This window comes from Pseudomonas sp. TR47 (assembly GCF_044143025.1).
GTDB lineage: Bacteria > Pseudomonadota > Gammaproteobacteria > Pseudomonadales > Pseudomonadaceae > Aquipseudomonas > Aquipseudomonas putida_E.
Genome location: NZ_JBHFCS010000004.1, coordinates 108,017 through 131,919 on the forward strand (window position 1 = coordinate 108,017; position 23,903 = coordinate 131,919).

The following is a 23,903-nucleotide window of genomic DNA, read 5'->3' on the forward strand; positions in this document are numbered from 1 at the left end:
AAAAACACTCCGCGCGGGTGGCCTCAAGGCCACTGCGGCGGGGGGCTGTTGCCCGAATCCAGGAGTCGTTTTCAAATGCCCGTTAACATGCCACAGCGTCATTCCCCGACCGCGCGCCTGGCTGGCGGCTGTATCGCCGCAGCCCTCTGTGCTGAAGCGACGGCCGAAGAGGCCGGTTTCATCGAGGGCGCCAGTGCTACGCTGCAAGCGCGCAATTATTTCTTCAGCCGCGATTATGCCGATATCAAAGGCGCGAGCACCCAGTCGCGCACCCAGGAGTGGGCCCAGGGCTTCATCCTCAATGCCGCCTCTGGCTACACCCGAGGCCCCATCGGCGTTGGCATGGACGTCACCGGGCTACTGGGCTTCAAGCTCGACAGCAGCCCCGCGCATGCCAGGTCAGGGCTGTTGCCCAGCCTTGACAGCGGCCAGTCGGCAGACGATTACAGCCGCCTTGGCGCGGCGGTGAAATTCAAGGTGTCGCGCACCGAACTGAAGGTGGGCGAATTGATGCCCAACCTGCCGGTGTTGCTGTTCAGCGACCTGCGCCTGCTGCCGCCGACCTACCAGGGCGCCATGCTCGAGTCCCGCGAGTTTGCCGGGTTGACCTTGAGCGCCGGGCAGTTTCGCTCCACCAGCCTGCGCGACTCCTCCAACAGCCAGAAGATGTATGCCCTGGTCAATGACCCGATCAACCCTTCACGGTTGGCGCGATTCACCAGTGATCGTTTCAATTATGTCGGCGCGGACTATGCGTTCAACGACAACCGTACCCAGGTCGGCGTATGGCAAGCGCAACTGGAAGACATCTACCAACAGCGGTTCTACAGCCTCAAGCACGCCGAACCTTTGGGTGACTGGACCCTGGGGGTGAATGCCGGCTACTTCGATGCCCAGGAGGATGGCCGGCAGATCGCAGGCCGTTACGACAACCATGCACTGTTCAGCCTGTTCTCGGCCAAAACGGGTGGGCATACCTTCTATGTGGGGTACCAGCAGATCGGCGGGGACGACGGGTTCATCCAGGTTGGCGCCAACACCAACCCGATGGGCAATACCCTGCCCACCTATGAGTTCGCAGCGCCCGGTGAGCGTTCGTGGCAGGTTCGTCACGATTACAACTTCGTTGCGCTGGGGATACCCGGGCTGACCTCGACGCTGCGCTATGTAAAGGGGCGTGACGTGGAGACCGGCCTGGGCTTCGAGGGGCGTGACCGGGAGCGCGATCTGGACCTTGCCTATGTGGTGCAGAGCGGCCCCCTGGCCGGGCTGGGGGTGCGGGTTCGCAACGTGATGGCCCGCTCGAACTACCGCACGGACATTGACGAGAACCGGTTGATCCTCAGTTATACGGTAAAGCTGTTCTGACCTCGGGCTGGCTTACTCCTGCGCCTGGGCCCCGGCGATATGCCGACCGGCCACATAACCGAACGTCAGCGCCGGGCCCAGGTTGATGCCCCCGGACGGGTACCAGCCGCCGAACACGCTGGCCATGTCGGTGCCCGCTGCATACAGGCCGCCGATGGGCTGGCCGTGTTCATCCAGCACACGTGCGTGGCCGTCGGTGCGCAGGCCGGCGAAGGTGCCGAAGCAGCCGGGCTGCACCTTGACCGCGTAGAACGGGCCTTGCTCGATCGGCGCGACGCAGGGGTTGGGCCCCTTGTGTTGGGGGTCGCCCTGTTTGCGGTTGAACGGTGTGCTGCCGCGCCCGAACTCAGGGTCCTGGCCTTGGCGCGCGTGGCGGTTGTACTCGGCCACCGTGGCACTCAGCCCCGCAGGGTCGATGCCGCAGGCGCGGGCCAGCAGTTCCAGGCTGGCACCGCGCTTGAGGTAGCCGCTGCGCAGGTGTGGCCACACCGGCAGCGGGGCGGGGCGGGCGTGGCCAAGGCCATACCGGCGCAGGAAGCGGTGGTCACAGATCAGCCACGAGCAGGCTTGCTCGTCTTGCGGTACGGCGTCGAGCATGGCGGCGACATAGTCGTAGTAGCCGTGCGCCTCGTTGACGAAGCGCTTGCCGTTGGCCAGCACACCGATGATGCCCGGCTTGCCGCGTTCGATGATGTGCGGGAAGTGGCCGACGCTGCCATCACGGTGCGCTATCTTGGACACCGGGGCCCAGGCGACCGCCGACTTCAGGTCGGTGGCTACCACGCCGCCGGCTGATTCGCCCAGGCGCAGGCCGTCGCCGGAGCACGACGGCGGCGGCAGTGCGAGGTTGTCGTGGCCACTGGCATCGCGCGGGAACAATTGCCGGCGCCGCACGGGGTCGTGAGCAAAGCCACCAGCGGCCAGCACCACGGCTTTGGCGCGAAGCGTAATGTCGCCCTGCGCTGTACCGATCACCGCGCCACGCACCTGGCCGTCCTCCATCAGCAGGCGTTTGGCTGGCGCAGACTCAAGCAGGCGCACGCCCAGGTCTTCGGCCGACTTGGCCAGGCGCGCCACCAGTGCCACACCGTTGACCAAGTGCATGGCCCGGCCATGGCGGGCAAGGTGGTACAGGTGGCGACTGAAGCGCTTGCACACATGCCAGAAGGCGCGGGGCGAGCGGGTCATGTTGAGAAAGGCCGCAAGGTCGGCGCCAGCCATGATCGGCATGCCCATGAACGAGGTTTCGCGCAGTGTCCTGCGCAAGCGTGGCAACAGCGCACCGAGTTCGCGGGCGTCATAAGGGGCGGCGATGACCTGGTGCCCACCGGTGGCGGCGCCAGGGGTGTCGCCGTGCATGTCGGGGATGGCGTTGCCCTCAGCGAACTGCAGGGCCGTGTGTTTCTCGAAAAAGGCGACCATGTGCGGGCAGGCTTCGAGAAAGGCGTCGATGCGCTGCGCATCGTAATGCGCGCCCAGTTCGTTGCGCAGGTAAGTGCGTGGCTGCTCGATGTCTTCTTCGATACCGGCGCGGCGCGCCAGCGGGTTGCGCGGCACCCAGGCCCAGCCGCCGGACCAGGCAGTGGCGCCGCCGAACACCGGGTCTTTTTCCACAAGGGTAACCCGCTGCCCATGCCAGGCAGCCGTGACCGCAGCAGCCAGCCCGGCGGCGCCGGAGCCAATGACCAGTACATCGCATTCGGCTTGCAAGGTGTCGGTGGGCATTGCGGGTCTCCGGTATTATTATTGGAACAAGGTTCCATATTCTTCTTGGTTGACCTGCCAGGATGCAAGTGACGCTAGCAAGTAGTGGTCGATAAACGGACACTTCAGCGCTGGTCAGCTGCGGTGGCCAACGAGATATGGAATCATCTTCCAGAATTTGCCTTCTTTATCAGGAAACCCTGTCATGGCCGGTAGTCAGATCGAACGCGCCTTCAGTCTTGTAGAAAGCCTTGCCGCCGAGCCCCAGGGCCTGGGCCTGCAAACCCTGGCTGACCAGCTTCAGATCCCCAAGAGCGCAGCCCATCGCATGCTCGCTGAACTCGCGCGCCTGGGCTACGTGCGCCAGAACCGTGACAACAGCCGTTACCAGTTGTCCGCCAAGCTGGTGGCGCTGGGCTTTCGCTACCTGTCCAGCAGCGGCGCCGACATCATTCAGCCGATACTCGACCGCCTGGCCCAGGAAAGCGGCGAGCTGGTGCGCCTGGGCGTGATCGACGGCGCCCGCCAGACCTGGATCGCCAAATCCCAGGGCGCCAGGTCCGGGTTGCGTTACGACCCGGACATGGGCCGCGATGCGCCCCTGTTCTATACCGCCTCCGGGCATGCCTGGCTGGCCAGCCTGAGCGATGACGAGGCGCTGCAGATGGTCCTGCGCCAGGGCATTGCCGACCCCGAGCAATTCGGCCCCAACGCGCCGCGCTCCACTGAACAGTTGCTGAGCTACCTGGCGGGCGCCCGTGAGCGGGGTTATGCCTGGGTCGAGCAAACTTCGGCAGTCGGTACCTCGGCCCTGGCTGCGGTGGTGCGTCGGCCGCAGGGTAACGAGGTCATTGGCGTGCTGAGCATTGCCGGGCCCAGTGCGCGCCTTTCGCAAGCACGCCTGCCGGAGCTGGCGCCGTTGTTGTTGGCGGCGGTGGAGGAGTTGTCGGCAGCCAGCCAGGCGAGTGAGTTGTTTGCCTGACATGCACGGCAGCACGGGCCTGCCTCTGAACTTTCCGGTCGATTACCGCACACTCTATGCCCAGCGTCCTTTTGCAAAGCGGACCGCAGTTCTAAATTAGCGATAGCTGATTTTGGAACTGGGTTCCGAACTTGCCAGAACAACAACGAAAAGAGGACCGCCCGTTGAACGCACCCCTTCGCATCGCCCTGATTGGCGCCGGCATCATGGGCCGCCAGCATTACCAGCATCTGAGCCAGGTGCCGCAAGCGCAGTTGTGTGCGGTGGCCGACCCCGGCCCCCAGGCTGAAGCCTTCGCCGCCGAGTGCGGGGTGGCGTATTTCGCCGATCACCGGCAGATGCTGGAGGTTGTGCGCCCGGAGGCCGTGATCGTGGCCAATCCGAACAACCTGCACGTGGCCACCGCCCTCGATTGTGTCGAAGCCGGCGTGCCGGTACTGGTTGAAAAGCCGGTAGGGGTGCACCTGGATGAAGTACGTGCGCTGGTGGAGGCGTCGCGCCGCTGTCGCGTGCCGGTGCTGGTCGGCCACCACCGGCGGCATAACCCGCTGATTGCCAGCGCGCGGGGCGTGATCGCCGAAGGGGCCTTGGGTCGGTTGGTCAACGTCACCGCGCTGTGGCAGTTGCAAAAGCCCGACAGCTATTTCGACACCCCATGGCGCCGCGAGCCCGGCGCCGGTTTCCTGCTGACCAACCTGATCCACGACCTCGACCTGCTGCGCTACCTGTGCGGCGAGGTGGTACAGGTGCAGGCGTTCACCCGTAACCAGGTGCGCGGCTTTGCCAACGAGGACAGCGCGGCAGTGCTGCTGGAGTTCGCCAACGGTGCGCTGGGCAGCCTGACCGGCTCCGATGCGGTGGCAGCGCCGTGGAGCTGGGAGCTGAGCTCGGGAGAAAGCCCTGTCTATCCGCGCCAGGCGGACCAACCCTGCTACCTGCTGGCCGGCACCCGGGGAGCGCTGAGCATCCCTCAGCTCAAGCACTGGCAGTACGCCGAGGCAAACTCGGGTTGGCATACACCGTTGCTGCAGAGCGAGGCGGGCATTGCGGCGGGGGCGGCATTGACCCTGCAGTTGCAGCACTTTGTCCGTGTTGCCCGTGGGCAGGAAGCGCCATTGACCGATGCAGCCGACGGTGGCCGCACCCTGGCGTTGATCGAGGCGATCCGCCAGGCGGCCGCCACCGGCCGGGCTTGCGCGCCAGAGACAATCGTGTGAGCCGCGTGAGCGTTCTTTTGCCCCGTACCCATTTGCCTGCAGGTAACCCGCATGACTGACCGAATTTTTTCCCTGGCCGCGCTCACCGTACTGGAGCTGTCCCCCCCGGCAATGGTCGAAGCCGCCGCCCGTGCCGGTTATAGCCACGTTGGCCTGCGCTTGCTGCCAGCGACCAGCGAAGAACAGCACTTCCCGCTGGTTACCGATGCCGAGTTGCGCCGCCAGACCCAGGCGCGCCTGCGCGACACTGGCATCAAAGTCCTGGACCTGGAAATCCTGCGTCTCAAACCCGACACCTGCGTAGCTGATTTCGAGCCGATGCTGGCGGTCGGTGCAGAGCTTGGCGGCAGCGAACTGCTGGTTGCCGGCAACGACCCGAGCGAGGCGCGCCTCACCGAGCGCTTCGCTCAATTGTGCGACCTGGCTGCCGGCTATGGTATTCACCCGCATCTGGAGTTCATGCCCTGGACCGACGTCCGTGACCTGCAACAGGCCATGCGCATCGTTGCCAACGCAGACCGCCCGAACGCTTGCATACTGGTGGATGCCTTTCATTTCAACCGCTCCGGGTCGTCGCTCGACGACCTGGCGCGCCTGGCCCCGCAGCGCATGCGCTACGCCCAATTGTGTGACGTGGCTGGGCCGGTACCGGCCGATATGGATGAAATCCTGCGCCAGGCCCGTAACGAGCGGCGTTTTCCGGGGGAGGGTGATGCCGACCTGACGGGCCTGTTGCGCGGGTTGCCAGCGAGTGTTCCGTTAAGCCTGGAGATCCCCACGCGGCAACTGCTGGAGCAGGGCGTCAGTGGCGAACAGCGTGCGCGTATGGCACTGGAAAAGGCCCGGGCGGTGTTGGCATTGATTTGAGCCAAGTGGCCGCTTTGCGGCCCATCGCCGGCAAGCCGGACACATAGGTAAAGACAGATCTCAAGAACTGCGCGGTCCCGTTAGGAGCTGCTCAGGCCTGTCCGTGCTGCGGTAACCCGCACAGCGCCAGGCCCGCGAGGTACCCAAAGGTCATCCCGGGCCCCAGCGTGATGCCGCCACTGGGGTAGTGCCCGCCCATGATGTTGTGCATGTCGTTGCCCACGGCAAACAGCCCCGGTATGGCTTGCCCGGCACCATCGAGTACCCTCGCCGAAGCATCGGTGCCCAGCCCGGCAAAGGTCCCGAGGCTGCCCGGCAGCAACTTCACCGCATAACCATGCTGCTCCGCCGGAGATCGCCGACGTACCGCCAAAGTGTTCGGCCTTTTCCACCACCAGGACCTTCAGGCCCAGGCGCGATGCCGTGGCGGCGGCAGCCAGGCCACCGGCGCCGCTACCAAGCACCACCAGGTCGTACACCGGTTGCGCGTTTTCGATAGGGGGCATGGCCTCAGATCTCCAGCGGCGTGACGCCCATGAAGGCGCCCAGGTGGCCAAGCTGCGCAAAGGCCATTTGCGCGCCAGTCTGGACTGCGCAGCCGCGTTCGTGCGCCTGTTGCAGCAGCGGGGTGATTTCTGGCGAGGTAACGACGTCGGCCACCAGCGTGGCGGGGTTGAGCGTGCCCAGCAGGGCAGCGGGCAGCGGCAGCTCGCCCGTGCCGCCCATGCCCACGGGCGAAGCGTTGACCACCAGGTCGAAGGCGTCCAGCGTGCTGTATGCAGTGGTGATGCCGACGCCAGGGAAGGCCTTGCCCAGCAGCGCGGCAAGTGCTGCGGCGCGAGACGTTTCCGGGTCGCTGAGGGTGACCTGGGCAACCCCGGCCTCACCCAGTGCGTAGGCGATGGCACTGCCGACCCCGCCGCACCCAATGACCAGCACTCGCTTGCCCGCAGGGTCGAAGCCGTGCTTGCGTGCTGCGCCCAAAAAACCTGCGCCGTCTACGTTGTCGCCATACAGGCGGCCATCGTTTTCGCGCCGTACCACGTTCACCGAGCCCAGGGCTGTTGCACGTTCGCTCAGGCCGTCCAGGCGGGTGGCAAATGCCTGCTTGTAGGGCACGGTCACCACGCAACCGCGCAGGTTGCGCCAGCCGCGCAGGGTGTCGACAAAAGCGTCCAGCGCGGCGTGCTGCAAGTCGATGGGCAGCATGGCCAGGTCAAGGCGATTGTTGCTGAACCAGGTGTTGAAGTTTTCAGGCGATTTCACCTGGGCGATGGGCGAACCGACGATGGCGACCAGCGCTGTCGAACCTTTGATCATGGTGACTTCCGTTAGGGGTGTTGTTATGGAAGTCAGGGTGATGCGGCGGCGGCGTTGTCACAATGCGCTTGCCAACGGTTCGATGCGATAATCGCATCGATAAACCGATATTCGCAGTAGAGGCGCTGTTCAGCGCTGCTCAGTGGCCACGTTTTTCCCCACTCACGGGTGCACCGCATGGACAAACCCCAGACTCACCCCCGCGACCTGATTGCCGGTTTACAGAAAGGCCTGGCGCTCATGCAGCTGTTCAACGCCGAGCAGCCGCGCCTGACAGTGCCCCAGGCCGCCAGGCAAGCAGGCCTTACGCCCAGCGCAGCGCGCCGTTTTCTGCTGACCCTGGTGCATGAAGGCTTCGCCGAAACCGACAATCGCCACTACTGGCTGACCCCCAAGGCCCTGCGTATCGGCCAGGCTTATGTGGACTCGGCGCAGTTGCCACGCATGCTGCGCCCGATCGTCGAGCAAGTGGCGAGGCAGACCCAGGAGCATGTCTCGGTGGGCACACGCGACGATGACGAGATCATCCACCTAGTGCGCAGCCGCTACAGCCACATCGCTTCACTGTCGATACGGCCCGGCTCGCGGGTGCCGATGTACTGCACTGCCGGGGGGCGGGTCTGGCTGGCGGCCCTGGATCAGGCGCAGCGCGATGGCTACTTCGCGCGCAACCCGCTACACCCGCTGACGCCCTACACCCAGACCGACAGGGCGCTGCTGGACGCGACGTTGCAGCAGGTGAGCGAGCAGGGCTACTGCATCGTCGATCAGGAGTTCGAAGTCGGCATGCGCGTAATCGGCGTGCCATTACTGGACCGGGCGGGGCAGCTCAAGGCGACACTGACCATCACTACCCATGCATCGCGGCTGAGCATGGATGAGATACGGCTGCGTTACCTGCCACCGCTCTATGAGGCGCAGGCCTTGCTGAAGCCGGTGTTTGGCTGACCGCGGAGCGTGTGTTGAGCACGATCGGGGCGGCGGCGGATCAGGCCGTTTTCACTGCCAGCCCATCAGCCATACCTCGGGATCGCGCAGTACCCGCCAGTCCAGCCACTGGCTGCGCTTGCTGTGTACCGCTTCCAGTTCCACACGCAGCACTTGCCCCTCTTCATCCAGCTCCAGGTCGGTCACCAGGAAGTGCTTTTCGCGGTTTTCAGGGTGTCGCGCTGTCCATTTCGAGAGTTTCAATTTGCCAGGGTTGAAGCGGTTCATCATTGCTCCTTGGGCGAGAGTGCGGCCTGCATGCTGATCGTTATACAAGCAGACAAGTAGCTGATGATACTTGCACGCAAAGCATTTGGTCGGTCGATCGTTGCCGCATGCGGTGCTCGTTTAATGGCTCGGCCGCTGGCCGAGAACGGTATGCCGCCAAATAGCAAACGGCCGCCCTCAGGCGACCGTTTGTAAAGGCTCAAGCGCAATCATCAGTCCTTGCTGACCGCGTCCTTGACATCAGCGACTACCTGCTGCGCTTCGCCTTTTTTCTCCTGCACCTTGCCCTTGACCTCCAGCTCCGTGTTGCCAGTGGCTTTGCCTACGGCTTGTTTGACCTTGCCGACGGCTTCGTTGGCCAAGCCTTTTACTTTGTCCGAAGTGCTGCTCATGGTTGTTCTCCTTCAACAGACATCAGTGAAACGTGGGTTGGGTGAAGCGTACATACAGCGTTTGCGTTGCGACTCACACCGTGGCGACGCGCGTCTTGCGAGACGTCAGCGCGAAGCGGCCTACGCCAAAACTCAAGGCGGCACCGATCAGCAGGGTTACCAAGGTGCCCCAGGCGGCTTTCGATACGTTGCTGGCGGCTACCTGGGCGGCTTCGCGAGCCTGTTGCTCGGCCTGCTCTTTGAGCACTTTCACTTGCTCGGCGGCCTGTTGGTAGGCACGGGCGTAGTTATCGACCACCTGCTGGGCCTCCTGCTGGCTCTTGCCGGTGCGCGCAGCGACGATGTTGACCAACGCTTGCTTGTCTGCCGCGCTCAGGGCAGGTTCACCGGCCTTGCGCACCCGCTCGAACCATTGCTTGAGCTGGTCGACGGCCTGGGTCGGGTCCTCGGCCGCGACGCGCCCTGCCGACTCTCCCTGAGCCTGGGCCTGATCGGCCTGCTGCTCCAGGGACGAAGGGGCCAGTTCAGCCTTGCCGGACTGCGCCAAGGTTTTGTTCAACTCCGCTTCCAGGTTGTCCCAGTCCAGCGAGATGCCATTCTTGTTCAGTTGCTCCTTGATGCCCTGGCTCACACTGGGTGCGGCGGCGGCGACACCGTCAGCTGCCAGCGACAGGCCTTTGCCAGCGATATTGCCGGCAGTGCCAACCACGGTGCCGGCCAACGAAGCCAGCAACCAGGTAGCCAGCAGGGTGGTCACCGTCCAGCTCAACAGGCCATGCAGGCCGCCGCGGGTCGGCGCGGTACGCCCGGCGACCCAGGCACCGGCTGCGACCGAGAGCAGGGTGCTGATGAACAGCCACACCCCAGCGCCGGTCCCAAAGCCCTGCAGCGGATTGCCGTCGGCCATCGGGTTCATGGCTCCGGCGCCAATGGCCGTGCCCAGTACGCTGAGTACCAGGTAGCTGGCCAGGGCGATGGCGCCGCCTGCAAACACGGCGCTCCACGATACCCGTAGCGGGCTGACAGCGTTCGTTGGGGTGGTCACGTACGATTCAGTCATCTATGCATCCTCGTGGGTAAGTTCCGGCAGCACCGGCAACACAGGCCTGGTGCAACGTCAGGGCCAGTTTGCAGGTCACATGCAAGGCTGTATTGGCGCATCCGCACCTGATCGATTAGTGCATTCGCACCAACCCTGGCCCGCCTGCAGCGTTTAAGCTCCAGGCCATGCAGAACTACCGATTGGAGACACTCTATGAGCGACGCCGTGCTTGCCCGCGAGACCAACCGCCGCCAGCTTCAGCAAATCATCGCCGGACTGTCCGATGGTGTGATCCTGCTGGAGGTCGACCAATCCATCATCTGGGCCAACGAAGCGGCTTTGCGCATGCACGGGGTCGACAGCCTGGAGCAACTGGGCAGCAACGCTGAGGGTTATCGCGAACGCTTTGCCCTGCGCTACCGCAACAATCACCCCCTTGAAGCCGAGCAGTACCCTATCGCCCGCGTGGCCGCGGGGGAGGTGTTCAGCGACGTGATGGTAGAGGTGCTGGCTATTGGCGACGATGAAGCGCGCAGCCGCGTGCACCGCGTGCGCAGCATGGTGCTGGAAGACAGCAAGGGCGAGGCCGAATCGCTTGTGCTGATCCTGGCCGATGCCACCGAGTGGGCTAGCGCCGAGCAGCGCTTCGAAAAAACCTTCAATGCCAACCCGGCCCCTGCAGTCATCTGCAGGCTCAGCGACCTGCGCTTCATCAAGGTCAACCAGGGCTTTCTGGAAATGACCGGCCATATGCGGGAGAACGTCATTGGCCGTTCGGTCTACGAAGTGGATGTGCTGGAAAACGCCGAACGCAAGGAGTTGGCTATCGAACGCCTGATGGAAGGGGCTACCATTCCGCAGATGCAGGCTGAACTGCGCTTGCCCGATGGCGGCAGCAAACTGGTGATCGTTGCCGGGCAACCATTGGACATGCATGAAGAAGATTGCATGCTGTTTTCATTCACCGACCTGGAGCCCCGGCGCAAGGCGGAAAATGCCCTGCGCCAGAGTGAGGAGCGCTTTGCCAAGGCCTTTCGCCTGAGCCCTGTGCCCACCCTGCTGTGCAGCGCCGACAGGCAGCAACTGATCGATGCCAATGAAGCCTTTCTGGACACCTTGGGTTACGCCGCCCAGGAGCTGATAGGCAAGACAGTGGCCGAAATCGACTTCATGGATGATCGGCGTGTGGCTACCCAGGTGTTCGATGCGCTGGAAAAGACCGGGCGCATCGAAGGGCTGGACCTTAAGCTGCGAAAAAAAGGCAATGACCGGCTCGACTGTGTACTGCAGGCGGACACCGTAAGCTTGCAGGACACCCCGTGCTACCTGTTGGTACTGATGGACATTACCGAGCGCAAGCGTTCTGAGCTGGAGTTGGTCGAGGCGATAGAAACGGTGATGCAGGATGCGTCCTGGTTCAGCCAGACCTTGATCGAGAAACTGGCCAATGCCAAGCGCATCAACACCGGGCGTTTACCAGACGCATCGTTTACCGACCTGACCCGCCGCGAGCGCGATGTGCTGGCGCTGATCTGTGAAGGCCTTGCCGACAAGGAAATCGCAACGCGGCTTAACCTGGCGCTCAATACCGTGCGCAATCATGTGGCAACGGTGTACTCCAAGCTCGATGTTCACAGCCGCAGTGAAGCCATTGTCTGGGCGCGCGAGCGACGGCTGTTCACCCATTGATTCGCCTCGGTACAGTCTGCTATCGCGCTTGCCGAAGCTGCTGCTTGATGCCAAAGGGCTTCAGATGCCTCGAAGCCCTTGGAACAACCTTTTGCTTATCAGCGACGCAGCAGGCGGCTCACCACCAGTGTGAGGGCGGCGCCAATCGCCAGGGCGGTGATGGGCTTCTCTTTTACGAAAGTGGAGACGTTGTTCAGTGCGTCACCATAGGTTTTGGTCAGTTGGCCTGCGACCTGGCGGCCATCACCCTCTGCCTCCAGGGCCGGGTCCTCGAACAGCCGGCCCACTGCGCTCTGCGCCTTGCCAGCGACCTTCTGTGCAACACCTTCAACTTGTTCGCTTTTCATAGTGATCAAACCTTCCTAGTGAGTGGCAATGGGAACGCACAAGGTTAGGGAGCGGGGGGTGGGGATTAGTTCAAAGCGGTTTTGGCAAATGGGAACGATCCTTGCTGATTGCTAGCAATATCAGAAAAGGAGCTAGCAATGAACGAGTCCCTGGTCGCCCATTCCCGCGGTGGCGTGCTGTGCACCCCGCACCCCTTGGCAAGCGCGGCGGGCCTGGAGGTGCTCGACGGCGGGGGTAGCGCAATCGATGCAATGCTCACCGCCAGTGCCGTGCTGGCGGCGGTGTACCCACACATGACGGGCCTGGGCGGTGATGCACTGTGGTTGCTCCATGACGATCAGGTACGCACCATCATCGGGATCGGCCAGGCCGGGATGCGCTTGCCCGCAGCAGGCGCGATCAGCCTGCGTGGGCCGGCCTCGGTCGGGACCACGGCCGGGGCCATGGCCAGTTGGGCGCAGGCCAAGGCAATCAGCGAGCAGTGGGGGTCGCGGCTGGGCTGGGCCGACCTGCTGACTGGCGCCGCAGGGTTGGCCCGCGACGGGGTAGAGGTATCGCCCTCGCAACTGTTCTGGCAAGGGCAGCGCGCCAGCCTGATCAAGACACTGCCCAGCCTGCAGCCATTGTGTACGCCCCAAGGTGGCCGTCTGCGCCAACCCGCGCTGGCCAACAGCCTGGAGCACCTGGCGCGGCGTGGCCCAGGCGACTTCTATCACGGGGAACTGGCAGAAGCCTTTGGTGTGGCGTTCGACGCGCTGGGCTGCGGCCTGAGCGTCGAAGACCTGCGCGCCACCCGGGCCTGCCTGGCGGCGCCGATCTCCGTACGCTATCGCAACGGCCGGCTGTACAACGTCGCGCCACCCACCCAAGGCCTGTACACGCTGCGCGCCATGGCTGCCCTGCAGGCTGTGAACCTGGGCGAAAACGGCACGCCGCGCTACTACCACCTGCTGGTCGAAGCCATCAAGCAGGGCCTGCTGCAGCGCAACGCTCAACTGCATGACCCGCTCGCCAGCGGCTGGGACTTCGAGCACGCGCTTGCTCAGCCTGCCGCGACCCTTGACGAGCAGCGTGCGACGCCTTGGGGCGAGCCCGGGCAACCAGCCGACACTGTATGGATGGCCGCCACCGACCGCGCCGGGCGCAGCGCCTGCCTGATCCAAAGCCTGTTCCATGACTTCGGCTCCGGTTGCATCCTGGGCGATACCGGCATCCTTTGGCACAACCGCGCGGCAGGTTTCAGCCCCCAGCCGGGACACCGCAATGCCTGGGCGCCCGGCAAGCGGCCGGCGCACACACTCAACCCGTCGGCCTACCTGGCCGATGATGGGCGCCGCTGGTTCTTCGGCACCCAAGGGGGTGACGGCCAACCCCAGACGCAGATGGTGCTTGCCACCCAGTTGATCGACTATCAGCAGCCTGCCGAGGCGGCGTTGCGTGCACCGCGCTTTCTGCTTGGGCGCAGCTTCTTCGACAGCACCGACAACCTCAAGCTGGAGGCCGATATCGGCGAATCGGTGGTACAGGGGCTGGTCGACCGGGGCCATCAGGTCGAGACCACGCCTGCGCTCAGCCCGTTGATGGGCCTGGCGGGCGTGATCGCCATCGGCCCTGACGGCCAGCGCACTGCTGCCTACGACCCGCGCAGCCAGGGCAGCGCCCTTGGCCAGCAGGACTGAACCGCGCCGATTGCCGCAATGCCTGGCCCGGCGGATAATGCCGGCCCAATGCGTTTGAGGGTTTCGAGGTCTCGATGAAAGGCAAGACGGTCAGCAGCAAGCAACAAGAAGTCCAGCGCATCGCCGAGATGCTCGCCAAGGCCATTGCCCAGCATCGTCTGCGCCCTGGCGTGCGGCTGGTCGAGGCGCACATCGTCGAGACCCTGCAGGCCAACCGCAACCACGTGCAGGCTGCGCTGCAACGCCTGGCCATGCAGCGCATCGTCGACATCGAGCCCAACCGCGGCGCCACCGTGGCCCAGCCCAGTGCCCGCGAAGCACGGGAAATCTTCGCCGCACGCCGCGCCGTGGAGCGGGCGATCGTCGAGGCCATCACCCCGGCCCATGTCGCCGAGCATCAGGTGCGCATCGAACAGCACATGCACAACGAGCGCGCCGCCACAGCCAGCACCGATCGCCGCGCCATCGTCCGCGAACTCAGCGAGTTTCACCTGTTGCTGGGGGAGGTGAGCGGCAACCAGGTGCTGGCCGACATCCTCGGCAACCTGATGGTGCGCAGCTCGCTGATCGTCGCCCTTTACCAGCGTGGTGACAGCCCGCCCTGTGCCTCGGACGAGCACCAGGCGATCATCGATGCGTTGCGCGCCGGCAATACCCAGGCGGCCGTGGACGAAATGATCGCGCACCTGGACGAGCTCGAGGGCCAGTTGGCCCTCGAGGATGTGGCTGCGCCTGAGGTCAACCTGCGTCAGGCACTGTCAGGGCTGTGAGCTGTGCCGGGAACAGCTCGGCGGGTGGCCGGCTGAAGGTCTGCCGGCCCTGTTTGAAACCCATCAGCGGCGCGGCGATACGGCCGATCACCTCGGCCGGCGAGGGTGCATCGAACACCACGAAGTCGGCTCGGCAACCTGGTTCCAGGCCATAGTCGGCAAGGCGCAGCAGGCGCGCCGACTGGCGTGAGATCCAGCCCAGGCACAGCAGTAGTTCTTGCGGCGTGCCCAGTTGGGCGACGTTGGCGTACAGGTTGGCCTGACGCACCAGGGAGGCATCGCCGTAGGGCGTGAAGGGGTTGCCGATGTTGTTGCTCGACAACGAACAGGTCACCCCGCACTGATGCAACTGCGCCAGCGGTGCCAGCCCCCGGGGCTTGTCATGGAAGCGGTCACGGCCGGTGAGGAACAGGTCGGTGGCCGGCAGGCAGGTGACCTGCACGCCGGCTTCGGCCAGGGCGTGGCCCATACGCATCAGTTCGGCCTGCGGCAGTGCCGAGAGCTTGGTCACATGGCCAACGGTGACCCGGCCCTGCCAGCCATGCTGGTGGGTGCAGCGGATCACCTCGCCCAGGGTCATGCCGGCGACCTGCAGGTCGAAGTCCAGGTGCAGGTCCAGGTCGCGATCGTAGGCCACCGCCAGTTCGAACAGCCGGCGGATCTGTGCAGGCGGATCGGCGTCGGTGTAAGGGCAGCCGCCCAGCACTTCGGCGCCTTCGTCCAGGGCCTGGCACAACAGGGCTTCGGTCCCGGGGTTGTCGAGCATGCCTTCCTGCGGAAACACGCAGATCTCCAGGGTCACGGCCCAGGCGTAATCAGCCTGCAGCCTGCGGATGGCGCGCAGGCCGGTCAGGCCGATGCCGGGGTCGATCTCGACATGGGTACGCATGTGCGTGGTGCCTTGCACGATGGCTTGCTCCAGCACTGCCGCGCCGCGCGCGTACACATCGGCCTCGGTGAAATCGGCTTTGGCCAGGCGGGTCTGGGCGATGGCTTCGGCCAGCGTGCCTTCGCGCAGCTGGCAGCGCGAAAGGATGCAGGCCTTGTCCAGGTGGATATGGGTTTCGATCAGGCCGGGCAACACCAGCCGGCCGCCGAGGTCGAGTTTGGGCGCCGGCCGGCTCAGCCGGGCCACGAACCGGCCGTCTTCGATCAGCAGGCGGCTCAGTGCCGGGCCGTCGCCCAGGCGCACATTGATCAGTTCCAGGTGGTTCATGCGGCGGCTCCTGTGCCCAGGTAGGCGGCTTCCAGTTGTGGGTCGCCGCGCAGGTGCTCGGCGCTGCCCTGTTTGACGATACGGCCTGTTTCCAGCACGTAGGCACGGTCGGCCACCTGCAGTGCCAGGTTGGCCATCTGATCGACCAGCAGTAACGTCACGCCTTCGTCGCGCAGGGCGGCGAGGGCGTCGTACAGCTCGCCGATCATCGCCGGGGAGAGGCCCAGGGACGGTTCGTCGAGCAGCAGGATGCGCGGCTTGGCCATCAGCCCGCGGCCGATCGCGACCATCTGCTGCTCACCGCCCGAGAGCAGCCCGGCCGGGCTGTCGATACGCTCGCGCAGGCGGGGGAAGCGTTTGAGGATCGCGGCAATCTCGGCGTCGGCATCGACGGCATCCTGGCGCACATTGGCCCCCAGCAGCAGGTTCTCGCGCACGCTCAACTGGCCGAACAGCTGCCGGCCTTCAGGGACCAGGGCCAGGCCAAGGCGGGCGATCTGGCTGGCATCCAGGCTTTCGATGCTGCGGTTGTCCAGCACGATGCTGCCGCCACGCGGCAGGTGCAGGCCGGCAAGGGCCTGCAGGATGCTCGATTTGCCGGCGCCATTGGCGCCCAGAATGGCGATCAGCTCGCCCGGGTTGACCACCAGGTCGACGCCTTCGACCACTGGCGCCGCGCCATAGTCGATGCACAGGTCGCGCACGTGCAGCACGGCATCACGCGAGCCTGCCCAGGCCTGCGCGCGCGGCTGGGCCTGGTACTCGGTGCCACCCAGGTACGCGGCAATCACCCGTGGGTCAGCGCGCACCTGTTCAGGTGTGCCCCAGGCGATCGGTTTGCCGGCGTCGAGCACCAGTAGCCTTTGCGACACTGCCATCACCAGCGGCATGTCGTGCTCGACCAGGATGATCGCCAGGTTGAAGGCGGCCAGGCGTTGCAGCAGCGTGGCCAGGCGGTCGGTATCCTGCCGGCCGAGGCCGGCGGCAGGCTCGTCGAGCAGCAGCACCTGCGGCCGGCTGGCCAGGGCCCGGGCGATCTCGACCAGGCGGCGGTCGACGTGGGGCAGGTCATCGGCGACGACGTGCAGGTTGCCGCGGTAGCCGACCAGCGCCAGCAACTCAATGGCCATGGCTTTGCGTGTGGCCTGCTGGCATGGCCAGGGCCGTTCGATGGCCCCTTGCTGGAAGGCCAACAGCAGGTTTTCAAGCACGCTCAGCTCACCGAACAGTTGGGTGGTCTGGTACGTACGGGCGATACCGGCGCGGGCGATGCGCCAGGCCGGCTGCCCGGCCAGCTCCCCGCCCAGCTGGATCGAGCCGGTGTCGGTGCGGTAGAAACCACTGATCAGGTTGAGCACCGTGGATTTGCCCGCACCATTGGGCCCGATCAGGCTGGTGATGCTGCCAGGTACAGCCTGCAGGCTGACCTGCTGCGCGGCCTGCACACCGCCGAAACGGATGCCGATGCCCTCGACCTTCAGCCCATGCTGCGCACCACCGGCGAAGAACGCCTGCAGCGCTGCCGTGTCGGGCTGTGCCGTGACTGGCTCGTGTCGCGGCCGCCAGAAGCGCTTGGCCAGGCTGCCCAGCACACCGCGTGGTGCAGCCCACAGTACTGCCAGCAGCAGAACCGAAAATGCCAGCAACCGGTACTCGGCAAAGTCGGCCAGCAATTCGGGCAGCAGCACGATCACCAGTGCACCGAGCACTGGCCCGAACAGCATGCCGGCGCCACCGACGATCACCGCCAGAACGAACAGGATCGACTGCGAGAACGGGAACGCCGCCGGGTTGATGAACATCAGCACCGGCGCTACCAGCGCCCCGGCCGCCCCCGCCAGGCCTGCCGACAGGGCAAAGGCCAGGGTCCGCGTCTGCACCGGGTTGACCCCCAGTGAACGCGCGGCAATTTCCGAAGCCTTCACCGCACGCATAGCCAGGCCCCAGCCGCTGCGTTGCAGGCTCCAGTAGAAGACCAGTGCGGCCAGCATCAGCAGCACCGAAGCCAGTGCCAGCAGTAGCGCCGGGTCCAGCGTGCCGAGTTCAGGCAGCGGGATGCCCATCAGGCCATTGGCCCCTCCGGTGACGCTGCGCCACTCGATCAGGCCGTTGTGCACCACCAGCGCAAAGGCAATGGTGATCATCGCAAGGTAAGGCCCGCTGACCCGTAGCGCCGGGATCGCCAGCAAGCCACCCAGCACCGCGCAGCCGAGGCCGGCCAGGGGCAGGGCGGCCGAAAGCGGCAGGCCGGCCAGCGTCAGCAGTGCTGACAGGTAGGCACCGATGGCATAGAAGGCGATGTGCCCGAAGGACATCTGCCCGGACAGACCGATCAGGATGTTCAGGCCCACGCCGACGGTGACCGCCAGCGCGTACAAGGTCAGGATCAACAGCCAGTAGCTGTCCAGGCCCAGTGCCAGGCCAAGGCAGGCGACCCCGAACAGGGCCAGGCCGAGGGGGGCGAGTCGCTCGCGCATGGTCATACCTTTACCCAGAGTTTGCGGCCGAACAGGCCATCAGGACGTGCCGCGAGCACCACGATCACCAGTGCAAAGCACAGCAATTGCGTGAACGCAGAGCCGAAATACAGCGTGACCACCGCCTCGAGCAGGCCAAACAGCAGGCCTGCGGCAAACACCCCACCGGCACTGGCGATGCCGCCCAGGATGGCCACGGCGAAAGCCTTCAGACCGAACAGCGTGCCCATGTCCGCGTGCACGCTGTACAGCGGTGCGATCAGCAGGCCCGCCAGCGCCGCGAACACGGTCGACAGGGCAAAGGCCGCCGCCACCACGCGGTTCACTTCGATGCCCATCAACCGCGCTGCCCGTGGGTTCTGCACGCAGGCTTCCAGGCGCAAGCCCAGTTGCGTGCGTCTGCGCACCCAGTAAAGTGTGGCCGCCACCGCCGCGCCGGCCAGCGGGATGGCCAGTTGCACGGCATTCAGGCTGCTGTCGCCCAGGTCCAGACGCAGGCTGGTCAGGGCACTGCCGAACTGCCGCGGCTCCTTGCCGAAGGTGAACATCGCCAGGTTGTCCAGCAGCAGCCCGCCCGCCACCGTCGCCATCAGCCAGGCGTCCGAGCCACGGGCATGGAAGGGCCGCACCAGAAAGCGCTCGATGGCCAGGCCCAGCACCGCGCACAGCAGCAGGGTAGTGGGCAGTGCCAGCCACAGCGGCCAGCCCCAGGTCACCGCCAGGCTGTAGCCCAGCACGGCGCCGACCATCATCGCGCTGCCCTGGGCAAAGTTGACCGTGCGCGACACGGCATAGGTGAGGTGAAAGCCCAAAGCCAGCAGCGCATACATGCTGCCCAGGCCCAGGCCGCTGACCAGTGCGGTGGTGATCATGTCGAGGGTCTCCGCTCAGGGCGTCACGGGCACGATGGTGTCGCCATCGAAGCGGCTGAAAATGTAGTCGTCAGGGCCCAGGGCATCGTGGCGGTCAACGCTGAACGGCTGCTGGTAGTGTTTGATCAGCCCGTCGTAGTCGCTGATGGCATAAAAGCCGTCACGCACCTTCGTGCCTTGGGTGTCCTGGGCCTTGTCGATCGCCAGGCCCACCAGGTGCATGGCGTCGTAGGCATTGGCGATGCCTACGGCCGGGGTCACGTCGGCCAGGGTCTTGACCTGCGGGTAGCGCTGCTTGAGGGCGGCCAGCAAGGCATCGCCGCGGGCGCTGTTGTGGGCGCTGAAGACAAAGGTCTGGATGAAGTGCACGCGCCCGGCGTCTGGCCCGGCCAGCTCGCCAAAGCGGCCACCGGCCGGGCCCCAGTGCGACACCACCGGCACGTTCCAGCCCATCTGCTGGAGCGACTTGACCACCTGCGCCGACGGGCCGACGTTGCCGACCAGCAGCAGGGTGTCGACACCTGCGCTTTTCAGGCGGGTGAGTTGCGGCACCATGTCCAGGTCGCTGTCTTCAAAGCGCTCGGCCGGCGCCTGGGCCATGTCGCGGCGGGCCAGGGCCGCGTTGAGCCCTGCCAGGTTCGACTCGCCCCAAGGGTTGTTGGCCAGGATCAAACCCGGTCGTTTCATGCCCTGGCGCAGGCCATAGGCGACCAGCGCTTCATCCACCTGTTCATCCACCGCCGACACGCGGAACACGTAGTTGTCCTTCGCGCCGTTCTCGGTGATCTTGGTGCCTGCCGCCCAGATGCCCATGAACGGCGTTTTCAGTTGGTTGGCCAACGGTACGATGGCCAGCGACACCGGGGTGTCGAGGCCGCCGAACAGCACGCTGACCTTCTCCCGCTGGATCAGCTCGCGCGCCGCCAGCATGCCCTTGGCCGGGTTGCTTTCGTCATCGCGGCGCACCAGCTCCACCGGGCGGCCCAGCAGCCCGCCTTTGGCATTGATTTCGTCGATGGCCAGGGTGAGGCCCCGGGTAAGGGCCTCGCCGGACTTGGCCGACTGCCCCGACAACGCGGCCACCAGGCCCACCTTGATCGGCTCGGCAGCCTGTACCCAGCCTGTGCAGCAGGCCAGGGAAAAGGCTGCGCAGGGCAGCCAGCGACGTAGCAAGGAACGGCTGAACATGGTTCGAACTCCTGATTGCTAGCAATTTATAAAAATGTGCTAGCAAAACAGGTGCCATTTGGAAAATACTTCGGGCACCCCGTGTTTTGGGGCTTGCGCCTTGGCTTCAGCGCCCTCGCGTGCACTGCATCAAGGCATCGTTCGGGGCCGACGCCCCGTTCTGGACACCCTCGGAGACTTGCAATGACCGAAAGCAACAGCGCCGTACAGATCGTGCGCGACTTCCTCGCCGCCTCCATGGCCCCCGACCCGGTGCGCGCCGCCACGTTCATGAGCGACGACGTGCGCATCACCTTTACCGGCGGCCGCGCGATGCCCACCCCGACCGACATCACCGCGTTCAACGGCGCGCGTTACACCTGGGTGAAAAAGCAGCTGGGGCAGTTCGACTGGTGCGAGCGCGAGGACCACACCGTGGTGTATTCCAATGGCACGCTGTACGGGCAGTGGCCGGATGGCCGCAGCTTTTCCGGCAACCGTTACCTGGACCGCTTCGAAGTGAAGGCGGGCAAGATCGTGCGCATGGATGTGTGGAACGACAGCGCGGAGTGGATGCTGGTGCCGGAGATTGGCAAGGCCTGAGCGCGGCTACTGCTGCGATGCAGCCCGATGTATCGCGCAGGGCGATACCTGGTAGTGCGAAAACCGCATCGTGAGCGCACCCCTGTCGGGTATAAGTTGCCCATGCGCTATCGACGTCTTGATCTCAACCTGCTGGTCGCCCTGGATGTGCTGCTCGAGGAGTGCAGCGTCAGCCGGGCGGCGCAGCGCCTCAACCTTGGCCAGTCTGCCACCAGCGCTGCGCTGGGGCGCCTGCGCGAACATTTTCAGGACCCCCTGCTGATCCCGCTCGGGCGCGGCCTTGAGCCCAGTGCCTTGGCGCGGCAGCTGGCACCCAGAGTGCGAAAGGCACTAAGCCTGGTCGGGGAGGTGGTGCAGACGTCCCTGGACTTCGACCCCGGCCGCTGTGAGCGGCGCTTTACCCTGGTGGCGTCGGACTATGTGGCGGCCACTGTCATGCCTGCGCTCAGCCGTGTACTGGCGCGCCTGGCGCCCGGCATATCGCTGACGGTTCGCGACCTGCCGCTGTCGCGTGACGGTGACGTGGTTGCCGAGGCACTGGACTATCGCCGCAGCGACCTGGTGGTCGTGCCCCAGCGGCGCATAAACCCGCGCTACCCCCACTCAGTGTTGCTCGAGGATGAGCTGTGCTGCGTTGTTTGCGCGCATGCAGTGGCTTACCAGGCGGGCTTTGGCCTGGCTGAGTTCTGTGCAGCCGCGCATGTCGTGCGCGAGTTCACCGATGGCCAGAACCTCTCGCTCGACACCCAGCACCTGCGTGAAATCGGCATTGAGCGGCGTGTGGCCGTGGCGGTGCAGAGTTTCGCGCTGATGGGCGACTTCGTCGCCGGTACGCCGCGCATCGCTACGTTGTTTCGGCGCCAGGCCCAAGGGCTGGCGCGTCATCATCAGCTACGGGTACTGCCATCGCCCATCGCCTTCCCGGTGGCTGTGCAAGTGGTGCAATGGCACCCGCAACAAGCATCCGACCCGGCCCTGAGCTGGCTGCGACAGGTGCTGACCGAGCAGGCGGCCGGGGTAGATCACGCCTGAAGGTCGCCCGTGTCACCGACCAGGCCGAACTCTTCGATGGCCAGCAAGGCGCAACGCTCATCGTTGTCCGAGGTGTCACCGCTGACGCCGATTGCCCCCAGCAGGCGCCCCTCGGTGTCGCGCAGCAGAACACCGCCGGGTACTGGGATCACGTGGCCTTGGGTCAGGCTGTTGATCGCGTCGAAGAATGCTGGCATCACCTGAGCGCGCCTTGCCAGCTCCCGGCCACCGAAGCCCATACCCAGGCAGCCGCTGGCTTTTGCGGTGGCGATCTGTGGGCGCAAGGCGCTGGCCTGCTCATCGCGCAACAGCGCCAGCGGGTGGCCTGCAGCATCGAGCACGGCGGCTGCCAAAGGCCGCACGCCCAAGGCCCGGGCGTGTCGCAGCGTAGACGCGGCAAGCCGCGCGGCGGTTTCGAAATCGAGTGTCTGCATGGTCACTGGCTCCATTTGCCAAGTTCGGCTACACGGTCGCGGGTGTAGAGTTCGGTCCATTTCAGGGAGTTGAAGTCCGAGACCTGCTTAGGGTTGTAGGGCGTGCGTTGCAGGCGCACCGGCTGGCCTGCCTTGTACACCGCCTGCAGGCGGTTGCGGTCTTGCAGGATGCGGATGTCGTCAAGCGGCGAGCCGTCGAGGATCAACAGGTCGGCCTGTTTGCCTGGCTCCAGGGTGCCGAGCGTTTCACCGCGTGGCATCAGGCGTGCGCCGACATTGGTCGCAGCGTGCAGCGCTTGTGCCGGGGTGAAGCCCAGGCGCGTGACCAGCAACTCCAGTTCACGCGCATGCCACTCACCGTAAGGGGTAACGGCAAAACCGCTGTCGCTGCCGCAGGCGAACGGAATACCGGCCGCCTTGGCGCGCTTGAGCACCGGCGTGCCCAGTTCCAGCGTGCGGGCACAGTAGCCGGCGTAGCCTGTGGTCACCGCCGGGTCGTGGGGCTGGCAGAAATCTACGGTGTTCTGTGGGAAGGTCATGGTGGGCGCCAGCACGCTGCCTGCCTCCAGAAGTGCTTCGATGCAGGCGTCGTCCATGTAGAAGGCATGAAAGACCAGATCGACGCCTGCCTTGGCCGCGTACATCACGGCTTCGCGGCCGTAGGCATGCGTCGCTACCCGGCAGCCGAGGCGGTGCGCTTCGTCGACCATTTCGCGGGTTTCATCGGCTGTGAAGGCGGCGATGATTTCACCGTTGGGGCGGCGGTGCGTACCGTCCATGGCGATCTTGATCAGGTCGACGCCATCCTTGGCCTGTTTGCGGATCTGCGCGATGGCTTCGGTACGGCTGGTGACCAGCGCAGCGGTGAAGTATTCCGGTGCGCCGACGCGGCTGGGAAACCAGTCGTTGAGGCTTTGCCGGTTGGTGATCACGCGGCTGCTTGCCGCGATGCGCGGGCCTTCGAAGAGCCCGGCGTTGACCGTGTTGCGCACGGCGATGCTGAGCTGGCCGCTGTCACCCGGGCAGACCATCGAGGTGACCCCGGCAGCCAGCACGTGCTGGGCGAAGAACATGCCGCGCAAGGCGCGGAATTCGTCGCTGGTCCAGATGTCGATGTCTTCCTCGCTCTGGGCGTTGCCGAACGCCAGGTGGGTGTGCACGTCTACCAGCCCCGGCATGACGAAGTCGCCGCGCACTTCGCGGTCACCGGGCAATGGGCGTGGCGCCTGGGCCGTCGCGCCAACATGGCGTATCAGGCCGTTTTCGATGATCAGCGTCTGTTGCTGGCGTGCCTGAAGGCTGGCGCCATCGAACAGGGTGGCGCAGTGAAGGTGCAGGGCGCTCATGGTCGGGTTCTACTCGTCTTGTTGTTTCCGGCAGGCTATGTGCCTGCGGCGGCAGGCACCATCAGATCCTGTCGTTGGCCACCCATTGATGGCATCGATACCTGCCGCAACCCCTGTGGCTGCCGGGTTGCCCGGGCCGGCAGGGGGCAATGGCCAGGTATCG

General features: G+C 65.3%; 22 protein-coding genes and 2 pseudogenes. 10 read left to right on the forward strand and 14 right to left on the reverse strand.

Going from position 1 to position 23,903, the window contains the following annotated elements:
• Positions 1-75 precede the first annotated feature (75 nt).
• Positions 76-1,368 (forward strand): OprD family porin, encoded by a 1,293-nt coding sequence (locus tag ACEWE8_RS06070; protein ID WP_046785570.1) that lies wholly within the window; start codon positions 76-78, stop codon positions 1,366-1,368.
• A gap of 12 nt (positions 1,369-1,380) precedes the next feature.
• Here the strand turns inward: ACEWE8_RS06070 and ACEWE8_RS06075 are convergent, their stop codons facing one another.
• Entirely contained in the window at positions 1,381-3,093 is a 1,713-nt protein-coding gene (locus ACEWE8_RS06075; protein ID WP_046785569.1) for an FAD-dependent oxidoreductase, read from the reverse strand.
• Positions 3,094-3,277: 184 nt separating this feature from the next.
• On the opposite strand from ACEWE8_RS06075, the gene ACEWE8_RS06080 reads away from it, so the two are divergent.
• The 3 genes from ACEWE8_RS06080 (at position 3,278) to ACEWE8_RS06090 (ending at position 6,138) form a co-directional block, all read left to right on the forward strand.
• Complete coding sequence (locus ACEWE8_RS06080) at positions 3,278-4,054, forward strand: IclR family transcriptional regulator (protein WP_012314036.1); 777 nt, start codon at positions 3,278-3,280, stop codon at positions 4,052-4,054.
• Between the two features lie 164 nt (positions 4,055-4,218).
• Positions 4,219-5,271 carry a Gfo/Idh/MocA family protein gene (locus ACEWE8_RS06085; RefSeq protein ID WP_080952090.1) on the forward strand — a complete coding sequence of 351 codons (1,053 nt, stop codon included), beginning with the start codon at positions 4,219-4,221 and terminating at the stop codon, positions 5,269-5,271.
• Between the two features lie 51 nt (positions 5,272-5,322).
• Positions 5,323-6,138, forward strand: coding sequence for a sugar phosphate isomerase/epimerase (locus ACEWE8_RS06090; protein WP_046785568.1), 816 nt, complete (start codon positions 5,323-5,325; stop codon positions 6,136-6,138).
• Positions 6,139-6,229: 91 nt separating this feature from the next.
• Here the strand turns inward: ACEWE8_RS06090 and ACEWE8_RS06095 are convergent.
• From ACEWE8_RS06095 to ACEWE8_RS06105, 3 genes and pseudogenes are all read right to left on the reverse strand, one after another.
• Positions 6,230-6,472: pseudogene (locus ACEWE8_RS06095) on the reverse strand (FAD-binding protein); the annotation flags it as partial.
• Positions 6,465-6,644: pseudogene (locus tag ACEWE8_RS06100) on the reverse strand (FAD-binding protein); the annotation flags it as partial. The pseudogenes ACEWE8_RS06095 and ACEWE8_RS06100, both read right to left, overlap by 8 nt.
• Before the next feature lie 4 nt (positions 6,645-6,648).
• On the reverse strand, positions 6,649-7,458 hold the full coding sequence (locus ACEWE8_RS06105) for a shikimate dehydrogenase (protein WP_046785566.1): 810 nt from the start codon (positions 7,456-7,458) through the stop codon (positions 6,649-6,651).
• Positions 7,459-7,635: 177 nt separating this feature from the next.
• Between ACEWE8_RS06105 and ACEWE8_RS06110 the strand changes: the two genes are divergently transcribed.
• The gene (locus ACEWE8_RS06110) at positions 7,636-8,406 is read left to right on the forward strand and encodes an IclR family transcriptional regulator C-terminal domain-containing protein (RefSeq protein WP_046785565.1); all 771 of its coding nucleotides are present in this window, start codon (positions 7,636-7,638) and stop codon (positions 8,404-8,406) included.
• 51 nt (positions 8,407-8,457) lie between these two features.
• On the opposite strand, the gene ACEWE8_RS06115 is transcribed toward ACEWE8_RS06110, so the two are convergent.
• The 3 genes from ACEWE8_RS06115 to ACEWE8_RS06125 form a co-directional block, all read right to left on the reverse strand.
• Entirely contained in the window at positions 8,458-8,673 is a 216-nt protein-coding gene (locus tag ACEWE8_RS06115) for a TIGR02450 family Trp-rich protein (protein ID WP_046785564.1), read from the reverse strand.
• Positions 8,674-8,885: 212 nt separating this feature from the next.
• Positions 8,886-9,065, reverse strand: coding sequence for a CsbD family protein (locus ACEWE8_RS06120; protein WP_012314045.1), 180 nt, complete (start codon positions 9,063-9,065; stop codon positions 8,886-8,888).
• A 73-nt stretch (positions 9,066-9,138) separates the two neighbouring features.
• Positions 9,139-10,125, reverse strand: a complete 987-nt coding sequence (locus ACEWE8_RS06125; RefSeq protein WP_039601269.1) for a hypothetical protein — start codon at positions 10,123-10,125, stop codon at positions 9,139-9,141.
• Between the two features lie 195 nt (positions 10,126-10,320).
• Here ACEWE8_RS06125 and ACEWE8_RS06130 point away from each other — a divergent pair, with 195 nt between their 5' ends.
• Complete coding sequence (locus ACEWE8_RS06130; RefSeq protein WP_046785563.1) at positions 10,321-11,796, forward strand: PAS domain S-box protein; 1,476 nt, start codon at positions 10,321-10,323, stop codon at positions 11,794-11,796.
• Positions 11,797-11,894: 98 nt separating this feature from the next.
• Here the strand turns inward: ACEWE8_RS06130 and ACEWE8_RS06135 are convergent, their stop codons facing one another.
• Positions 11,895-12,143, reverse strand: coding sequence for a CsbD family protein (locus ACEWE8_RS06135; RefSeq protein WP_012314048.1), 249 nt, complete (start codon positions 12,141-12,143; stop codon positions 11,895-11,897).
• Positions 12,144-12,281: 138 nt separating this feature from the next.
• Here ACEWE8_RS06135 and ACEWE8_RS06140 point away from each other — a divergent pair, with 138 nt between their 5' ends.
• A complete protein-coding gene (locus tag ACEWE8_RS06140) occupies positions 12,282-13,823 on the forward strand; it encodes a gamma-glutamyltransferase family protein (protein WP_046785562.1) in 1,542 nt (513 codons plus the stop codon).
• A 74-nt stretch (positions 13,824-13,897) separates the two neighbouring features.
• A complete protein-coding gene (locus ACEWE8_RS06145; RefSeq protein WP_039601266.1) occupies positions 13,898-14,593 on the forward strand; it encodes a GntR family transcriptional regulator in 696 nt (231 codons plus the stop codon).
• Here ACEWE8_RS06145 and ACEWE8_RS06150 read toward each other — a convergent pair.
• Genes ACEWE8_RS06150 through ACEWE8_RS06165 form a run of 4 tightly spaced genes read right to left on the reverse strand, consistent with a single transcriptional unit; the run spans position 14,562 to position 20,346 of the window.
• Positions 14,562-15,809 (reverse strand): amidohydrolase family protein, encoded by a 1,248-nt coding sequence (locus ACEWE8_RS06150; RefSeq protein ID WP_046785561.1) that lies wholly within the window; start codon positions 15,807-15,809, stop codon positions 14,562-14,564. The two genes, ACEWE8_RS06145 and ACEWE8_RS06150, sit on opposite strands and share 32 nt — an antisense overlap.
• Positions 15,806-18,292, reverse strand: coding sequence for an ATP-binding cassette domain-containing protein (locus ACEWE8_RS06155; protein WP_046785560.1), 2,487 nt, complete (start codon positions 18,290-18,292; stop codon positions 15,806-15,808). Before ACEWE8_RS06155 ends, ACEWE8_RS06150 begins: the two co-directional genes overlap by 4 nt.
• Positions 18,289-19,158 (reverse strand): branched-chain amino acid ABC transporter permease, encoded by an 870-nt coding sequence (locus ACEWE8_RS06160; RefSeq protein ID WP_046785559.1) that lies wholly within the window; start codon positions 19,156-19,158, stop codon positions 18,289-18,291. The genes ACEWE8_RS06155 and ACEWE8_RS06160 overlap by 4 nt, the downstream gene beginning before the upstream one ends.
• A gap of 15 nt (positions 19,159-19,173) precedes the next feature.
• On the reverse strand, positions 19,174-20,346 hold the full coding sequence (locus tag ACEWE8_RS06165; protein WP_046785558.1) for an ABC transporter substrate-binding protein: 1,173 nt from the start codon (positions 20,344-20,346) through the stop codon (positions 19,174-19,176).
• A gap of 183 nt (positions 20,347-20,529) precedes the next feature.
• On the opposite strand from ACEWE8_RS06165, the gene ACEWE8_RS06170 reads away from it, so the two are divergent.
• Together ACEWE8_RS06170 and ACEWE8_RS06175 are read left to right on the forward strand one after the other, a co-directional pair.
• Positions 20,530-20,928: a nuclear transport factor 2 family protein gene (locus tag ACEWE8_RS06170; protein ID WP_046785557.1), complete on the forward strand. Its 399-nt coding sequence runs from the start codon at positions 20,530-20,532 to the stop codon at positions 20,926-20,928.
• A 102-nt stretch (positions 20,929-21,030) separates the two neighbouring features.
• Positions 21,031-21,960 carry a LysR family transcriptional regulator gene (locus ACEWE8_RS06175; protein WP_395589234.1) on the forward strand — a complete coding sequence of 310 codons (930 nt, stop codon included), beginning with the start codon at positions 21,031-21,033 and terminating at the stop codon, positions 21,958-21,960.
• On the opposite strand, the gene ACEWE8_RS06180 is transcribed toward ACEWE8_RS06175, so the two are convergent.
• Together ACEWE8_RS06180 and ACEWE8_RS06185 are read right to left on the reverse strand one after the other, a co-directional pair.
• A complete protein-coding gene (locus tag ACEWE8_RS06180) occupies positions 21,951-22,394 on the reverse strand; it encodes a heme-binding protein (protein WP_046785555.1) in 444 nt (147 codons plus the stop codon). The genes ACEWE8_RS06175 and ACEWE8_RS06180 overlap by 10 nt on opposite strands.
• A 2-nt stretch (positions 22,395-22,396) precedes the next feature.
• Positions 22,397-23,740 (reverse strand): amidohydrolase family protein, encoded by a 1,344-nt coding sequence (locus ACEWE8_RS06185; protein ID WP_046785554.1) that lies wholly within the window; start codon positions 23,738-23,740, stop codon positions 22,397-22,399.
• Positions 23,741-23,903: the final 163 nt, after the last annotated feature.

Excerpts from the sequence above, each read along its gene's own strand:
- ACEWE8_RS06070 (WP_046785570.1), top strand. The coding sequence starts at position 76 with ATGCCCGTTAACATGCCACAGCGTCATTCCCCGACCGCGCGCCTGGCT.
- ACEWE8_RS06075 (WP_046785569.1), bottom strand. The coding sequence starts at position 3,093 with ATGCCCACCGACACCTTGCAAGCCGAATGCGATGTACTGGTCATTGGC.
- ACEWE8_RS06080 (WP_012314036.1), top strand. The coding sequence starts at position 3,278 with ATGGCCGGTAGTCAGATCGAACGCGCCTTCAGTCTTGTAGAAAGCCTT.
- ACEWE8_RS06090 (WP_046785568.1), top strand. The coding sequence starts at position 5,323 with ATGACTGACCGAATTTTTTCCCTGGCCGCGCTCACCGTACTGGAGCTG.
- ACEWE8_RS06105 (WP_046785566.1), bottom strand. The coding sequence starts at position 7,458 with ATGATCAAAGGTTCGACAGCGCTGGTCGCCATCGTCGGTTCGCCCATC.
- ACEWE8_RS06110 (WP_046785565.1), top strand. The coding sequence starts at position 7,636 with ATGGACAAACCCCAGACTCACCCCCGCGACCTGATTGCCGGTTTACAG.
- ACEWE8_RS06115 (WP_046785564.1), bottom strand. The coding sequence starts at position 8,673 with ATGAACCGCTTCAACCCTGGCAAATTGAAACTCTCGAAATGGACAGCG.
- ACEWE8_RS06120 (WP_012314045.1), bottom strand. The coding sequence starts at position 9,065 with ATGAGCAGCACTTCGGACAAAGTAAAAGGCTTGGCCAACGAAGCCGTC.
- ACEWE8_RS06125 (WP_039601269.1), bottom strand. The coding sequence starts at position 10,125 with ATGACTGAATCGTACGTGACCACCCCAACGAACGCTGTCAGCCCGCTA.
- ACEWE8_RS06130 (WP_046785563.1), top strand. The coding sequence starts at position 10,321 with ATGAGCGACGCCGTGCTTGCCCGCGAGACCAACCGCCGCCAGCTTCAG.
- ACEWE8_RS06135 (WP_012314048.1), bottom strand. The coding sequence starts at position 12,143 with ATGAAAAGCGAACAAGTTGAAGGTGTTGCACAGAAGGTCGCTGGCAAG.
- ACEWE8_RS06140 (WP_046785562.1), top strand. The coding sequence starts at position 12,282 with ATGAACGAGTCCCTGGTCGCCCATTCCCGCGGTGGCGTGCTGTGCACC.
- ACEWE8_RS06145 (WP_039601266.1), top strand. The coding sequence starts at position 13,898 with ATGAAAGGCAAGACGGTCAGCAGCAAGCAACAAGAAGTCCAGCGCATC.
- ACEWE8_RS06150 (WP_046785561.1), bottom strand. The coding sequence starts at position 15,809 with ATGAACCACCTGGAACTGATCAATGTGCGCCTGGGCGACGGCCCGGCA.
- ACEWE8_RS06155 (WP_046785560.1), bottom strand. The coding sequence starts at position 18,292 with ATGACCATGCGCGAGCGACTCGCCCCCCTCGGCCTGGCCCTGTTCGGG.
- ACEWE8_RS06160 (WP_046785559.1), bottom strand. The coding sequence starts at position 19,158 with ATGATCACCACCGCACTGGTCAGCGGCCTGGGCCTGGGCAGCATGTAT.
- ACEWE8_RS06165 (WP_046785558.1), bottom strand. The coding sequence starts at position 20,346 with ATGTTCAGCCGTTCCTTGCTACGTCGCTGGCTGCCCTGCGCAGCCTTT.
- ACEWE8_RS06170 (WP_046785557.1), top strand. The coding sequence starts at position 20,530 with ATGACCGAAAGCAACAGCGCCGTACAGATCGTGCGCGACTTCCTCGCC.
- ACEWE8_RS06175 (WP_395589234.1), top strand. The coding sequence starts at position 21,031 with ATGCGCTATCGACGTCTTGATCTCAACCTGCTGGTCGCCCTGGATGTG.
- ACEWE8_RS06180 (WP_046785555.1), bottom strand. The coding sequence starts at position 22,394 with ATGCAGACACTCGATTTCGAAACCGCCGCGCGGCTTGCCGCGTCTACG.
- ACEWE8_RS06185 (WP_046785554.1), bottom strand. The coding sequence starts at position 23,740 with ATGAGCGCCCTGCACCTTCACTGCGCCACCCTGTTCGATGGCGCCAGC.